Below are 14,570 nucleotides of genomic sequence, written 5' to 3'. Positions count from 1 at the left end.
AATCGGGTTTTGCATTCAGCCCCAGGCTCCTGTCACCCAGATCGGACTCGCCCGTGAACACAACGAACAAGCTCCTCAACTGCGGCACTCGCAGTCCCTTTGGGTCGGAGCAGCGAAATCACAAACCCCGGTAGTTCTGGCAGCCGCGCCTCCATCGGTAAAATCTCCAAGCCCGGTGGCACCGCAGACTTCAACCATACCGACACCGCCAAATCACTGTTAACCATCGCCACAGTAGTCTCAAGACTCCCGCTTTCAAACACCATCTTCCATTGCCGTTCCTGCTGCTGGAGTGCTGCAATTACTGGCTCGCGAAACGCACAGGTATCCGCAACCAGAGATACCGCTAATGGCGTTTTAAGAAAGGCGGTTCCTCCGCTGGCGCCGACCCAGACAAGACGTTCGATCGACAGGCATTCGCCACTAGCGTCGGCGACGGTTTCTTCGATGATCGCCAGATCCAGTGAGCCGTTGTCGACTTCGGTTTTCAGGTCTGTTGACGCGCCGCATTTCAAGGACAGTTCCACTTGGGGAAGGGCTTCGATAAACGATTTGAGCGCCGGCGCAATCCAGGCACCTGCCAGGTCGTACGGCACGCCCAAGCGTACTTGGCCCTGTATGGCACCGCTGTTTACGTCGGCCCAGATCTGCTGGTTAAGCGCGAGCATTTGCTGGGCTTTGATGAACAGGCGCTCTCCCGTAGGTGCGAGGCGGATGCCGCGTCGGTCGCGGATGAGTAGTGCTGCGCCAAGCACTTCTTCGAGCCTTCTAATCTGTTGGCTGACGGCGCCTTGGGTGACGTGCAGCAGTTGAGCTGCGGCGGTCATGCTGCGTTGTTCGGCAACTACGACGAAGCTGCGCAGGAGCACAAGGTCTAGAGCACGCATGGCATAAGCACTCGTAATGCAATGGATTAGAAACATTAGCTTCCATGCTAGTCGGCAACTCGGTATTAAGTCGAGACCCTCCAGGAAGACTCGTTATGTTCGAACCTCTATTGCCGCTTTTACTCTTTGTGTTGGTCGCCACTATTAGCCCGGGTGGTGCGACCACGTTGGCGACGGCATCTGGTGCAAACTTTGGCTGGGCGCGCTCGCTTCCGTTGCTATGCGGAATATCGTTTGGTTTGGCTACGATGGCTGTAGCAGCGGCGGGCGGTTTGGGTGGTCTTGTGTTGGCTGCACCCTCGTTGCAATTGGCAATGAAACTGGTTGGCTCGCTTTATCTACTCTGGCTGGCTTGGCAGGTCGCGCGGCGGGGTAAGCCTGGCACAGCAGGGACTAGTGAAAGGCCTGGGAGTTTTCTTGCGGGCATCTGGCTGCTCTGGCAAAACCCCAAGGCTTGGGCGATGACGTTCAGTGCTGCTGCTTCGTTTGCTTCACTGACCCAAGGGGCGGGGTCGCTGGCGCTGTTGCTGGGTTTGATATTTGGGATGTTTTCGATGGGGTCGCTGGCGTTGTGGTGCTTTGCTGGGTTGGCCCTGTCAAGGTTGCTGGAGAGTGAGCGTCAATGGCGAGTTTTGAATGGGGCTTTGGGGGCGTTGCTGGTTGCGTCTGTTGTGCCGATCTGGCTTTAAGCTTTGTCCTGTATGGCAATCGGGTGTTAATGACAGCCCGCATCGCGAGCAAGCTCCCTCCTACAGAAAAGTGATCAATTCATACATTGGTATTTTCTTGAGCTGGAGTCTACGAATGCGTTCGTCCTGAATGGTCGCCATGCCGTATTACCCAGGGTCCTGGTGTGAACGGTTTGTAATCGGAGCTTCTCCAGCGCTCGTCGAAGTAGAGGGTTTTGCGTTCGCTACTGCTTTCCGGGTAGATAACTTCTTTGTCAGGCGTTAAGTGCCAGCCTGGGCCGTTAGCGTCGCGTTAAGCATATGCTGCTCGTCCATATCAGATATGCCAGAACAGACCTCAAGACGAGAGGGATTCACAGCCTGCGTCTGGTACGCAATCGCTGTTTTGGATTTTCAAAACCGTAATGTCGTTTCATAATGGGTGCCCCTCGCATTATCAGGATCAATAAGATGGACCTTACCGAGCAACCGGCACGAAGAGCCCAGCGGCCAATTCTGGTTGCTGTCGCCGTTCTCTACTGCTTTTTTATTGCGTTCAAGATCGCTTACTGGTTGGTGACCGAGGGTTGGGAAAGTGCGTGGTTTGGCGATTTTCCCATCTACCAGCTGTTTCCGGTTGTTATGATCTTCATCTTGTTGATGGTGGGTAGTGTGCTGTTGTGGGCTCGTAGCAAAAAATCATCAGGGTATCTGTTGGTGGCCCTGTTCTTCGGTGTGTTCCTGGCCCCCGTCATGATGCCGGAGATTTTTTATCGACATTCAGGCATGTTCAACAGGGTCATATATGTGCTGCCATCAGCCGGGCAGGCACTTCTTCTGGTTGTGGTATGGGTCTACAGTTTGCGATTGCGCCGAAGCGATTATTTCAACGTGGTTCAGAACAATCGCTGATCAGTTTGTTTGAGCGATAGATTTTCTCGCGAGTCGGCATTCATTGCGGGAAGGTCATGCAACGATAAAAAAGTCTTGAACATTCCATTTGAGTCCGCCCTCCTGGATCGAGAGGGCAGTATCTCAGCGGATCAATGAAGTTCGTGATCCGGAATGTCGGCCAATCCTAAAGTCGTTCGGCTATTGCCATTGATCCTCAAAGTTCTTGCATCCGCAACCTTCAGCGACACCTCAAGCTGCTCCCACGCTGGACGAAAACTCCCTGTTTTAGCGATCTGCAAATCGATGAAATCGGGGCCATATTCAAGGGTCCAGTTGATCATCAGGCGGCTGCCGTTTTTCCACCCATGACTAATGCCGTCATCTTCGAACAAAACCCCGCTGACGGAGCCTGAAGGTGCAGGGAAAATCACCAGCTCGCGATGCCGATCAAGGGATGAGTCGTTAAGCTGGTGGCATTCACCGACGGGGATGGCAGCGCCTCCACGTACCAGCAATGGCAAGCACTCCAGCGGCGCATCGAGAGACACGTATTGGCCACTTTCGTACCAGTCACCGGTGTGCCAGTCGCACCAGCCCGTCTCATTCATGGGTAGCCACACCTCGCGCTGGCGTGCACCTTGCTCCACGACACTGGCAACCAGTATGTCCCGGCCCAGCAGGAACTCGTCGTTCTCTTCGAACGTCTGCGGGTCGTGCTCGTGGTCCAGAAAGGTTGGCCGCAGGATGGGCTCGTCTTCGTGACTCGCCTGCCACAGCAAGGTATAGAAATAAGGCATCAACCGGTATCTGAGGTGGATGGCGTCACGGATCGCATCAGTTACCGAGGGATGCATCCATGGCTCGTTTACAGTGCCGTCTTCGTTCCAGGAATGGATCGTGAAACGGGGGTGCATCACGCCATTCTGCACCCAGCGAACAAACAGCTCGGGATCTGGTTTATTGCCAGAGAACCCGCCGACATCGTGCCCTACGTTGTACAACCCCGACAGACTCATGCCCAGACCCATACGGGTGTTGTAGCGGATGGTGTTCCAGTTGGTCCGGTTGTCGCCACTCCAGGTTTGAACGTAGCGTTGCATCCCGGCACAACCCGAGCGAGAGATAAGGTAAGGGCGCTCTGACGGAGCAAATCGCTGCTGCGCCTCTAGCGAGGCTCTCATCATCAACAGCGCCATGACCGGCCGGATATGTTTGATCGCTATCTCGCGGCCAAAACCCTGGCAACGTGCCTCGCCGTCCCACACCTCATATTCGTTGTTGTCGTTCCACGTGCAATCAATGCCCATTTCCAGAAGCTGTGAGGTGACGTTTGACTGCCACCAGCGAATCGCCTCTGGATTGGTGAAGTCCAGGTGCGAACCCTCGTCGTCCCAGAAAACCGACCGTTCTGGCTGGTCGTACTCCGAGTCGGTCACAAACAGCCTCTGCTCGGCCACTTCGGAGTAGCGTGGATGGTCCTGCAGCAGACACGGTTTTATGTTGGCAATCAGTCTGACGCCAGCATCACGGTACGCTTGCGCCAGAGCCTTTGGTGCCGGGACTTTGTCGTAATTCCAGTTGAATACATAGCGTTTGTCACCAATCGATGTATACCCGGACGACAGCTGAAATGAGTCACAAGGAATCTCGTGTTGACGGCAGAGATCCAGAAATCCAAGTAGCTGTTCTTGAGCGTTGTCGGCATCGGTGTAATGCATGGTTGAGCCGCTGTAGCCCAGACTCCATTTAGGCAGGAACAATGTGCGTCCGGTCAGGCGGACGAAGGCCTTGGTCACGTCGAGTACGCGGGGGCCTGCGAGGACCCAATAGTCGAGATCCCCCGCATCCGCTTTGTAGCGGCGATAGGGACGGTGGTAATTATCCAGCTCGTTGCCCAGATCAAAGAGGCTGGTGTTCAGGTTGTCGTAAAACATCCCGAAGCTTGCGTCTTGCTGATGGGTAATGACGAAGGGAATGTGTTTATAAAGCGGGTCGGTGCTCGACGCGTTGTAGCCCATGGCGTCAAGATTGCGCATTTCGAAACGTCTGCCGGTGCGGTTCAAATCGCCGGTTTTTTCGCCGAGGCCATAGTAGCGGTGTTCAGGTGCGCGCAACTGGAAATGCTCCACGCCATCACCATGGGCGTTGAGCGAATAGGCACCGGTGGGGCGATCCGAAACCAGTGGCTTCCAGTCCAGTCCGTCGTGGAACTCCCACTGCAACCACAGCGGCTGATGCACGGTGACGCGCAGTGTCTGGGTGTTGATGATCAGTCGGTCCTGAAGCGCTTCGACCTGATACGCGGGCAAGGAAAAATCGGCTACAGAGTCGCGAGAGCGTCCCTCCCAGGCGACATCTTCTTTCGGCGCAATGCTCCAGGTTCTATCCAGTGCCAATGAGCCTTCGCGCATCAGCAGGACACGGGCCAAACCGTCTTCGAGCATATAGATGCGGAACACGTGTCGGCCCTCGACCAGCAGCTCGACATAGCCTTGTTGCTGAGCGTGCAACTTCCAGGTTTTGAGTGATTTCATTGTGGGTGCACCACTTCAGATTTGGGCTTGGGTTTGGATTGGCTACGGTCCGCGATAAACATAATCATGAAAATTGCCCCTATAAAATCGAAGAGCCCCATGGCGATGAACAGTGGGTTGAAGCCTATTTTGTCGACGCTGACCCCAATGATCAGCGAGAAGATAAAGCTGGCAATCCAGGCGCAAGAACCCCGCATGCCGTTAACCGTCGCCAATTCGTCCCGATCAAAGGTCTCCACCACCAGTGCGCTCAACATGCAGGAGATAATCTGATGACCAAAACCACCGACTGAAATCAGCGCGATCGCCACATAGGGGTCTTTCACTTGAGTCATGACGGCTAATGAAAACATCAGAAACGCGCCCGTGATCGAACTCGCAACGATTGAGTTGACCCGCGTGCATTTGAATATTCGGAGGTAGGCGCGGGATAGATAACCGCTGGCGATACTGCCCAGGTCCGCTGCCAGAAAGGGCACCCAGGCAAACAGGACGATTTGCTTGAGGTCCATGCCTCGTTCGCTGGCCAGGTACAGCGGCACCCAGAAACTCATGACTGCCCAGGCAGGTTCGGCCATAAAGGCGGGGAGGGCGATACCGTAAAACCGCTTGTCCCGACCGATCTTTTTCAGCGCTTTGAAAAACGGCATTTGCTGGCCGGTTTTTTCGCCGTCCTGTTGAATGTGTTCACGTTCAGAGGGCGAAAGGCGAGGGTGGATGGCGGGAGCATGGTAAAGCCAGGCCCAGAGGGCGGCCCACACCAGACCGATGCCACCGGAAATTAAAAATGCCCCCTGCCAGCCCAGCGATACGTGGGCGAGATAGATGATGGGCGGCGCTAACATGGCCCCCAATGAGAAGCCGACACCAGCCCAGCCTGCAGCGATAGGCCGTTCCTTTTTGGGGAACCAGTCGCCGATTGCTTTGGCATTCGCGGGTGTGGCGGCAGCCTCCGAGGCACCCATGAAGAAGCGCAGGATCGCCAGATGTACCCAGCTCGCTGCGCCGGCATGCAAAAGGCACATCACCGACCATATGACGGCACACACCACGAAGCCGAGTTTTAACCCGATAACATCGATCAACCATCCGCATATCGGTTGGAAGAGGGTGTAAGCCAGTTGAAAAGCGGCAACCACCCACGAGTATTGTTCAGTCGACATACTAAACGTGGATTTCAGTTCCGGAGCCAATATGCCCAGTGAATTGCGGGTGATGTAGTTGACGGTGACGCCCAGTAGAAACAGAGAGAGCATCCACCAACGCAGGTGCGGGATGAATTTTCGCTTGGCCGAAAGTCGAGCATTGCGGTCGATATCGATGGTCATCAATTCTTCGCCTGTGCCGGATTTTCCGGCGTTTTGTTTTTATTAGAGGCTCTACGCTAGGGCAACAGCTTGTGCCCCGTACAGAATTAACGATGTATAAATTTACATTTTCATGGCGGGTTGATTGGCTGATATCAAAGTACGCTAGGACTTGTGGCCTTTTTCTGATATGAAAGCTTTTACATAAATTGTCTCAATGGATCAGTCGCGGTGGGAACGTTGCGCATTACCGAGATCGCTTCGCAGACGGGATTGTCGATCGCGACGGTTTCCCGAGTGCTTGCCGGTAAATCAAATACCAGCGCAGCGGCGAGGCAGAAAGTGCTGGCGGTGGCGCGTCAGCGTGGAGTAATGGAAGACCTCGCCAATGGCCGTTTTTTGCTTAACGGGCTGACCATCTTTGCACCCTCGCGTGCCTTTAATGTCCGCTCGGATATCTTCTACTACAAGGTTATCCAAGGCATCACGCAGGCGGTTGCACAGCATGATGTTCGAGTTCGTTATTGCGAACTTGAGGAAGTCGACAGCGACGCATCGCTGTTTCTGGAGAAGATGAATCAGAAAGAAACCGATGCGGCGATTTTGATCGGGATTGATGATCCACATATTCACCAACTTGCAGCTGATCTCAGTAAGCCTGCCGTGCTGATCAACTGCATTGATCGCAGCATGCGCCTGCCTTCCATATCGCCCGACCACTTATTGATCGGTCAATTTGCGATCAATTATCTGTTTCAGATGGGCCATCGAAACGTACTGACGTTGCAGTGCCTCAGGCGCTACACGATGGACCTGCGCATGCGCGGCATTCGCGATGCCTGGAAGGAGCAAAATCTCGAGTTTGTCGACGCGAACCATCAGATCATTACTGAGGGCTTCGGCAGTGCCGAGGCGGAAGCGCGGGTGGCGGCATTTATTGCCGATTGCGCACCCGATGACAGACCTACCGCGATTCTTGCCGGTGGCGACTTCATGGCAGCCGGTGCTGTTAAAGCTCTACAGAGTGCGGGCTTGAAGGTGCCTCAGGACGTTTCGGTCATGAGCATGGATGGCTTCAATCTGGCTGACATCAACGACATACCTCTCACTACACTCCACGTTCCTCGCGATGAGTTGGGTGCGGAAGCAATCAGGGTATTAAGACAGCGCCTCTTCGAACCGCGATCGCCTTGTGGCAATCTTCTTCTGGGCGGGCAACTGATCACCGGCAGCTCGGTGCGGCGTATCAAACACAGTGCTAAGCAAACCCCGGTCTACCAGAAGATTATTTATGATTGAGCGGCTCATCAGAAACGCCGCCTTCCCGGATAAATGCGGTCCCACGGGCTCATCACGAACCCGAGGCCACGCCCAACCGGTAGGAGCGAATTCATTCGCGAGAGGCCGGTACATTCACAGGATTTGCGCGATCAGAAACATCGCCTTCCCAGATCAATCCGGTTCCACGAGTCCATCACAAGCCCGAGGCCACGCCCAACCGGTAGGAGCGAATTCATTCGCGAGGGGCCGGTACATTCACAACATTTGCATGATCAGGAACACCGCCTTCCCGGATGAATCCGGTCCCACGAGTCCATCACAAGCCCGAGGCCACGCCCAACCGGTAGGAGCGAATTCATTCGCGAGAGGCCGGTAAATTCACAGGATTTGCGCAATCAGAAACGCCGCCTTCCTGGATGAATCCGGTCCCACGGGCTCATCACGAACCCGAGGCCACTCCCAACCGGTAGGAGCGAATTCATTCGCGAGAGGCCGGTACATTCACAGGATTTGCGTAATCAGGAACACCGCCTTCCCGGACAAATCCGGTCCCACGAGTCCATCACAAGCCCGAGGCCACGTCCAACCGGTAGGAGCGAATTCATTCGCGAGAGGCCGGTAAATTCACAGGATTTGCGCAATCAGAAACGCCGCCTTCCCGGATGAATCCGGTCCCACGCAACAATCTCCGTCTTGCCAGGATCCGTCACGCCGTCCGGGTCACCGTTAACACCACTGCAGCAATTCGTTCTGCCTGAGCGTAGTTTTCGGTCTCCAGTTCCTCACCGAATACATCCGGGTCCATCTCGCGGTATGACCACGCGAAACCTGGGCGATCAATCAATAGCAGGGCGTGTTCCAGGAACAGATCCACCCCATCGACCCACGGCGTGCCGGTGTAAAGCAGCAGGCTACCGCCCAGCGCCAGGCGGTCCATCGCTTGCTCAACGATGCGCACCGAAAGCTCTGAACCCAAGCGTCCGCCACCATGGCGATAGGCTCGTTTCTGGCTGTCCTGCATGTAGGGCGGGTTGGCGACGATAAGGTCGAACTCGCCGGAAGTGCTTTCCAGCAAATCACTGTGCCAGGCGTGCACGTTCTCGATTTCGGCCAGCGAAGCGTTAACCGCAGTAAACCGCAGAGCCGTCGGGTTGATGTCCAGGGCCAGCACCTGCGCGTGGGGTCTGGATTTAGCGATGAGGATGGCTCCCATACCGCTACCACAACCAATATCTGCTGCCGTTCGCACTGGATGCATCGAGGTTCTCAGATGCTCTTCAATGGCTTGGGCGAAGCGGTAGGTGTCGGGACCGAAAAAGACAGCATCGTTTGAAATGGTCGGGAAACCTGAGTGCACGAAAAGCAGGTCCTGCAAGCTCGACCAGCGCACCTCGCTGAGCAACAAACCAGCATGTGCGCGGATGATCCCGCTGGCCAACAGCGCTTTAATTTCCGCCTCTGGCAGCAGTTGCGTTTCAAACGGCCGGTTCCAGCCAAAGATATCGCGCAGGTCACGCGCCTTGCGGTTTTGCTCGCGCTCGTTATTACGCTGATGGGTCAGCGGCGTCACCGTAACGAATCTGTACTCGTCGGCCTGGAGTCGGCGACCCAGTTGGACAAGTGCCAGATCATGGGTCTGCTCTTCAATATTGGTGGCGTCCGTAAACGACGACGATGCAGTGGTGTGGTCCATCACGCTAAAGATCCTTGAGCAAGTTGACTGGAGTATGCCCGGGTAGCAATCAGCCCCTCAGGCGTTGAGTGTTGAGAAGGGGACAGCAGGCTGATTAGTCGTTCAGTTGAACCGTTGGCCTTGAGCTGCTTTGTTGATACCGAGGCGGGAGTCGCCCGACGCCGGAACCGTGCGCGAAACGGATTGCTGTTGGCCGATGCACTTTCGTCAGCCCAATCCCCAGCAATCCAGTCCCGCAGCAGTTGCATTTCATAACCGCTGAACACGCCAAACATCACCGCTCCCGGGCCGTCGATCAGTTGCCAGAAGCGACTTTGGGTCGGGTCCTGATTGCGTTTGATCCAGCCTTTGTTTTCAAGAACGGTGAGGAACGCTCGGCTACGTCCGGGCTCGCCCAGCCACTGGTTGATGGTCAGCCCGTCCAGGCGGCAATAATCGGAGTGCATGTACTGACCAAAGGAACGCTTGCGCTCCAGCATGGCCACGACTTCGTTCTCCAGATCAAAGCTGGCAATGACTTCTTTCGTGCCGGTACCCAGTTCATTCAGGGCATAGCCAGCGCGCAGCCGCTCAATGAATTCATCCCGGGTGTCGTCGGTCGGCAACAGGTCAAGAACGGTTTGTACCGCTTTGTGAGCGTGCCCATTACTGGCGTTGTCGATGGTGACGTGCAGCGTGAAATAATACGGATCGATTTCCAGCTCGTTGAGTTCGAACGACGTAATCAACAAGTGCAACGGAAGCTGTTCGTAGCCGAGGTTGTACCCGAGCAGCTCTGGCAGATACTCGTCGCCCAGTTGTGCGAGTGCGAGCTGAATCGCGCCTTGTACGTACAGCACGTCTTCCAGTGGTTCAGTCGGCGCGCAGTCGTGATCGGCCAGAAGCTTGCGGTACAGAACCACATGGTTCAGCGCGGGATCGCCGTCTCCCAGTTCTTCCAGATAAGTACGGATCAGGCCGTGATAGCGCCAATCGTCCGTGTGTTTTATCGCTGCATACAGCCAGGCCCCGTCCACGAGCTTGGTGGGCGCTACCTGGCGCAGAAAATAAAGGGCGTGGGCCTTGTTTCCGAAGAACTGTCTGCCAGCTCCGGCATGTCGCCCTTCGAGATACTCTCTGTATGCACTGGCGACGACACTGGCCTTGCCCTCCATCCACGCGGGCATGTCGCCGAGATTTTCAGGAAGATCCACCGAGCATTGCCGGGCTTCGTGAAGGTGGACTTCGAGAAACTGGCGAAGCGTACGGGTATCCACCTGCTGGGGATCGCTCAACAGCTGGTGGTAGAGGGTTCTGGCATCCGCATCTGAATGCATTGCCGGGTTCAGGCGATCAGCAAAATTGCGCAGAGAGTTCATAAGGCAGCCTACAAATGTTCTTGGTATGTAGGTCTGAGGCGGGGGCTCCCGGATAAATTCCAAGAATGTTTAAAGAGCAGGACGGGTGGTGTGTTTTTTGGGGTGAGGGGGAGGACTGTTGATCAGCTATAAATCTGGCATACCCCGTCCTTGGTAGGAGCGAACTTGTTCGCGAGACGTAATGACTGACACGCCGCCTCGCCAACAAGTTGGCTCCTACACAAAGGATATTTCAGTAAGAAGTTTATATGTCTGTTTTAGGGCGCTGCCTGTTTCACCCCTCACAAAACCGCAGCCGATTGCCGAACGGATCGTAAACCTCCAGCACTTTGCCCCAGCCTTGCTCGACGATGTCCGGCCGACCGTATCCATAGCGCTTGGCCTGCAATTCATCGCGAAGCAGTTCGACATTCTGCATCGGGATGAATACCGTCGAACCGGGGCTGGCGTCCCCGTGGTGTTCGGAGAGGTGCAATTGCAGGCCGTCGCGGGTTATCCCCAGATACAGCGGCAGATCTGCTTCGAACCGGTGTTCGAATTCAACGCTGAAACCGAGGAAGTCCAGGTAAAACTCCCGTGCTTTGGTTTCGTCAAACGATCGCAGGATAGGGATCGATTTGTCGAAGGCAATGCCCGTTGGGGCAACTTCCTGGGTGAGCAGCGCGGACGCGGTGTTCCAGTCTTTGTGGCCCAATTGATGGGCGACCAGTTCGAGTGCGGCAGAGTGGGATATTTCCTGACTGGACGTGGCCAGATCAGCGCGCAGACGCTTGGCCATTTGCTTGGCTTGTTCGATCGAAAACATGAAAGCTCCTGGAGTCTAGGCTTTCTGGTGCTCGCGTTGCCAAACCTGGACTATCAAGAGATGCGGCAGGATTCGGAAGAAAACATGCTTTCACCTTTCCCGATGGGAGCGAGCGGCAGGCAGCATTGGCCTGTGGCGATCATACACAGGCGATCCCGGAGACGGAATGCGAAGAATGAAAAAAGCCGCTGCCAGATGACAGCGGCTTGCAGATCAAGCCTTACCAGCGGTCACGGCCACGGCCATGATCATAATCCCGGCGGGGACCGTGGTCGTAATAGCCGCCACGGGGCGGGTCGTAGCGGCGGTATTCAACCGGACGCACCGGGACGTAACGTACCGCCTGATATTGCGGCTGGTAACGAGGCTGCGGCCGGTATTCCTGATAGCGCGGGCGGTCGTGATCCCGGCTTGAGTGGCTGATCACGGTAGCCAACACCGCACCCACGGCTGCACCGGCGATAACGGGGACGATCACGTCGCGTTCATTAGCGGTAGCGGCCCCGGCAACAAGCAGGCTACCGGACAGAATCAGGACTTGGGTCATCTTCGAAAACATGGTGTCTCCTTTGGCGAAAGTAAGTGGGTTCGCCATGGACGTATGAAACACCCGTTTCATGTAAGCGGAGGTCTGGATCAGGTAAAGGTTTGGTAAAGCACCGGCAGAGAACGTCAGTCGGTAATGACGCTTTTAATGCGACTGGTCAGCTCATCCATGGAAAACGGCTTGGTCAGCAAATGCATGCCCGGTTCCAGTTGTTCTCCCCAGCCCAGTGCATTGTGGGCATAGCCGGTGATGAACAGCACTTTCAGGTCGGGACGCAGGCTGCGTCCGGCGTCTGCTACCTGACGGCCGTTGATGCCCCCAGGCAGGCCGACGTCAGTGACCAGAAGGTCGATGTGTCGACTGGATTGCAGCACTTGCAACCCACTGGCCCCGTCTTCCGCTTCGATGGCTGTATAGCCCAGATCCTCCAGCACTTCGCGAATCAGCATGCGTACGGTGTGTTCATCATCAACCACCAATACCGTTTCGCCGCGTTCGGCCAGTGGCGGCGGGGGCAGGGCAAACGGCGTATCGGATGGCGCGGCCTCGGCCCGGGACCTTGGCAGGTACAAGGTCATGGTAGTGCCCACATTGATGATCGAATGAATATGCACGCTGCCGCCCGACTGACGCACGAAACCGTAGATCATCGACAGGCCCAGGCCGGTACCTTCCCCCATGGGTTTGGTGGTGAAGAACGGGTCGAACGCGTGGGCAATCACGTCGCTGCTCATGCCACTGCCGGTGTCGCAGACACTCAAGGTCAGGTACTCGCCTACCGGCAAATCCCGTTCGGCGGCGGCCTTGGCCTGCAGGGTGCAATTGCCGGTACGGATGGTCAGCGTGCCGCCCTCGGGCATGGCGTCGCGGGCATTGATGCACAGGTTGAGCAGGGCATTTTCCAGCTGGTTTGGATCGACCTGAGTCGGCCACAGATGGGTGTCGTTGTGGACTTGCACCTGCACGGCAGGGCCGATCGTGCTGCGAATCAGCTCAAGCATGCTTGCGACCAGCCGGTTGACGTCGGTTGCGACGGGCTCCAGGGTCTGGCGGCGCGAGAAGGCCAGCAGTCGATGGGGCAGCGCCGCTGCTCGACGCGAGGCGCCTTGGGCCGCATCGAGGTAGCGGTCCATTTCGCCGACGCGATTCTGCGCGACCCGCAGCCTGATCATCTCCAGGCTGCCGATGATCCCGGTCAGCAGGTTGTTGAAATCATGAGCCAGACCACCCGTCAGTTGGCCGACGGCTTCCATTTTCTGACTTTGTCGCAGTTGCTGTTCGAGCAACCGTTGGGCCGTCATCTCGATGCCAACGCCTGTGCGCCGCACCGGTTCGCCGGTATTACTGAAATAGGTGTGGCCACGAGAAAGCACCCAGCGGACCGAGCCGTCAGGGTGAATGATGCGATATTCGAGTTCGAGATCGCCGCTGTTGACCAGCCCGCCCGCCATGGTCTTTCGCAGCGCGGCCAGGTCGTCGGGGTGGACGTTGGCGAGAAAATCCTGACGTTTGATGCCGCTCGCCGCCCGTACCGGGTCAATGCCGTACAACTCGCTGATGCCTGCGTCGCAGTAGAAACAGTCACTGGACACTTCATAGGTCCAGACACCAACGCCGCTTACCGCCGAAAGGGCAAGACGGGCAAAGTCCATGGAGTCATGCAGCGCCGTCTCACCGATTTGCTCGGCCGTCACATCCCGGGCTCCGGCCTCGGGAACTTGCATGATCCGCAGAGTCGCCTGACGTGCATCTTCAAGACTTGCGTAATGCCCATCACGCACCTGGGCTTCAAGCAGGGCGGAGAGTGCAAGGTCGAGGGCCAAGTCCTGAGGTGCCCGATAGGACATGCGCAGTTCTCTGTACGGAGGAAGGTGAGCGAATCGGCGATTATCACACAAGCCAGGGGAAAAGCCGTGAATGGTGAGATGTCACTTTGATTGCAATACGGATTGGACAGCAAGAAGCGGGGTGTGATGCTCTTGGGTTGCGGGTCTGATAAAGGCTCCCACTTAGCAGGAGCTCAGCATGACTTTTCGGATCACAGGCCTCTCCCCGGAACCTTTTCAGGCGCTTTTTGGTTTATCCGATGACGCTTTGAAAGCGCTGGGCGTGATGCGCTACCACGTCGACAAAAAACCAGGCTTCCCTGACCGCATCGAATTGCTGGATGCGGAAGTTGGCGAGACGGTCCTGTTACTGAATCACGTCTGCCAGCCAGCCATGACCCCTTACCGAGCCACACACGCGATTTTCATACGCGAAGGGGCTAGCCAGACTTACGACACGATCAATCAAGTGCCTGAGTCGATGCGTATCCGCCTGCTGTCGCTGCGGGGCTATGACGCTGAAGGAATGATGATCGAGGCTGACGTCGTGGAGGGTGTAGCGATGGAAACGGTGATCGAGCAGATATTTGCCAATCCCGAGGTGAGCTACATCCATGTTCATAACGCGCGCAGAGGGTGTTATGCCGGGCGGGTTGATCGGGGGTAGGCGCGGCATCATGTGGTTTCTTTGGGAGATTTTATGCTGGCCTGCTAGCTTAAATCCCCGTGGGAGCTGGCCCAGTGTTGCAGCAAACGCGGGATTCTGTAGG

The 14,570-nt window shown here is 56.3% G+C and carries 12 protein-coding genes; 4 read left to right on the top strand and 8 right to left on the bottom strand.

Annotated features, from left to right (window positions below; all coding sequences use genetic code 11):
• Nucleotides 1–32: 32 nt before the first annotated feature.
• Entirely contained in the window at nucleotides 33–887 is an 855-nt protein-coding gene (locus H8S59_RS15725) for a LysR family transcriptional regulator (RefSeq protein ID WP_281391309.1), read from the bottom strand.
• A gap of 95 nt (nucleotides 888–982) precedes the next feature.
• On the opposite strand from H8S59_RS15725, the gene H8S59_RS15720 reads away from it, so the two are divergent.
• Both H8S59_RS15720 and H8S59_RS15715 read left to right on the top strand, forming a co-directional pair.
• Nucleotides 983–1,576: a LysE family translocator gene (locus H8S59_RS15720; protein ID WP_187522020.1), complete on the top strand. Its 594-nt coding sequence runs from the start codon at nucleotides 983–985 to the stop codon at nucleotides 1,574–1,576.
• 450 nt (nucleotides 1,577–2,026) lie between these two features.
• Entirely contained in the window at nucleotides 2,027–2,467 is a 441-nt protein-coding gene (locus tag H8S59_RS15715; RefSeq protein WP_187522019.1) for a hypothetical protein, read from the top strand.
• Between the two features lie 131 nt (nucleotides 2,468–2,598).
• Here H8S59_RS15715 and H8S59_RS15710 read toward each other — a convergent pair whose 3' ends face one another.
• A complete protein-coding gene (locus H8S59_RS15710) occupies nucleotides 2,599–4,983 on the bottom strand; it encodes a glycoside hydrolase family 31 protein (RefSeq protein ID WP_187522018.1) in 2,385 nt (794 codons plus the stop codon).
• Nucleotides 4,980–6,311 carry an MFS transporter gene (locus tag H8S59_RS15705; protein WP_095100113.1) on the bottom strand — a complete coding sequence of 444 codons (1,332 nt, stop codon included), beginning with the start codon at nucleotides 6,309–6,311 and terminating at the stop codon, nucleotides 4,980–4,982. The genes H8S59_RS15710 and H8S59_RS15705 overlap by 4 nt, the downstream gene beginning before the upstream one ends.
• Nucleotides 6,312–6,530: 219 nt before the next feature.
• Between H8S59_RS15705 and H8S59_RS15700 the strand changes: the two genes are divergently transcribed.
• Complete coding sequence (locus H8S59_RS15700; RefSeq protein ID WP_214658354.1) at nucleotides 6,531–7,589, top strand: LacI family DNA-binding transcriptional regulator; 1,059 nt, start codon at nucleotides 6,531–6,533, stop codon at nucleotides 7,587–7,589.
• Nucleotides 7,590–8,277: 688 nt separating this feature from the next.
• Here the strand turns inward: H8S59_RS15700 and H8S59_RS15695 are convergent.
• From H8S59_RS15695 to H8S59_RS15675, 5 genes are all read right to left on the bottom strand, one after another.
• Nucleotides 8,278–9,264, bottom strand: coding sequence for a methyltransferase (locus tag H8S59_RS15695; protein ID WP_187522016.1), 987 nt, complete (start codon nucleotides 9,262–9,264; stop codon nucleotides 8,278–8,280).
• Nucleotides 9,264–10,622: an iron-containing redox enzyme family protein gene (locus tag H8S59_RS15690; RefSeq protein WP_187522015.1), complete on the bottom strand. Its 1,359-nt coding sequence runs from the start codon at nucleotides 10,620–10,622 to the stop codon at nucleotides 9,264–9,266. The genes H8S59_RS15695 and H8S59_RS15690 overlap by 1 nt, the downstream gene beginning before the upstream one ends.
• A 274-nt stretch (nucleotides 10,623–10,896) precedes the next feature.
• Nucleotides 10,897–11,427 carry a glyoxalase superfamily protein gene (locus H8S59_RS15685; protein WP_187522014.1) on the bottom strand — a complete coding sequence of 177 codons (531 nt, stop codon included), beginning with the start codon at nucleotides 11,425–11,427 and terminating at the stop codon, nucleotides 10,897–10,899.
• 220 nt (nucleotides 11,428–11,647) lie between these two features.
• Nucleotides 11,648–11,986: a hypothetical protein gene (locus H8S59_RS15680; RefSeq protein ID WP_095100100.1), complete on the bottom strand. Its 339-nt coding sequence runs from the start codon at nucleotides 11,984–11,986 to the stop codon at nucleotides 11,648–11,650.
• A gap of 113 nt (nucleotides 11,987–12,099) precedes the next feature.
• Entirely contained in the window at nucleotides 12,100–13,821 is a 1,722-nt protein-coding gene (locus H8S59_RS15675; protein ID WP_187522013.1) for a PAS domain-containing hybrid sensor histidine kinase/response regulator, read from the bottom strand.
• 178 nt (nucleotides 13,822–13,999) lie between these two features.
• Here H8S59_RS15675 and H8S59_RS15670 point away from each other — a divergent pair, with 178 nt between their 5' ends.
• Nucleotides 14,000–14,467: a DUF1203 domain-containing protein gene (locus tag H8S59_RS15670; protein WP_187522012.1), complete on the top strand. Its 468-nt coding sequence runs from the start codon at nucleotides 14,000–14,002 to the stop codon at nucleotides 14,465–14,467.
• Nucleotides 14,468–14,570 lie beyond the last annotated feature (103 nt).

Origin of the sequence: Pseudomonas folii (assembly GCF_014357575.1) — a bacterium.
Classification (GTDB): Bacteria; Pseudomonadota; Gammaproteobacteria; order Pseudomonadales; family Pseudomonadaceae; genus Aquipseudomonas; species Aquipseudomonas folii.
The sequence above is the reverse complement of the archived record's forward strand: the minus strand, read 5'-3'. Positions and strand labels throughout refer to the sequence as shown.

Coding starts and splice junctions, on each gene's coding strand:
- H8S59_RS15725 (WP_281391309.1), bottom strand. CDS start 887: ATGCGTGCTCTAGACCTTGTGCTCCTGCGCAGCTTCGTCGTAGTTGCC.
- H8S59_RS15720 (WP_187522020.1), top strand. CDS start 983: ATGTTCGAACCTCTATTGCCGCTTTTACTCTTTGTGTTGGTCGCCACT.
- H8S59_RS15715 (WP_187522019.1), top strand. CDS start 2,027: ATGGACCTTACCGAGCAACCGGCACGAAGAGCCCAGCGGCCAATTCTG.
- H8S59_RS15710 (WP_187522018.1), bottom strand. CDS start 4,983: ATGAAATCACTCAAAACCTGGAAGTTGCACGCTCAGCAACAAGGCTAT.
- H8S59_RS15705 (WP_095100113.1), bottom strand. CDS start 6,311: ATGACCATCGATATCGACCGCAATGCTCGACTTTCGGCCAAGCGAAAA.
- H8S59_RS15695 (WP_187522016.1), bottom strand. CDS start 9,264: ATGGACCACACCACTGCATCGTCGTCGTTTACGGACGCCACCAATATT.
- H8S59_RS15690 (WP_187522015.1), bottom strand. CDS start 10,622: ATGAACTCTCTGCGCAATTTTGCTGATCGCCTGAACCCGGCAATGCAT.
- H8S59_RS15685 (WP_187522014.1), bottom strand. CDS start 11,427: ATGTTTTCGATCGAACAAGCCAAGCAAATGGCCAAGCGTCTGCGCGCT.
- H8S59_RS15680 (WP_095100100.1), bottom strand. CDS start 11,986: ATGTTTTCGAAGATGACCCAAGTCCTGATTCTGTCCGGTAGCCTGCTT.
- H8S59_RS15675 (WP_187522013.1), bottom strand. CDS start 13,821: ATGTCCTATCGGGCACCTCAGGACTTGGCCCTCGACCTTGCACTCTCC.
- H8S59_RS15670 (WP_187522012.1), top strand. CDS start 14,000: ATGACTTTTCGGATCACAGGCCTCTCCCCGGAACCTTTTCAGGCGCTT.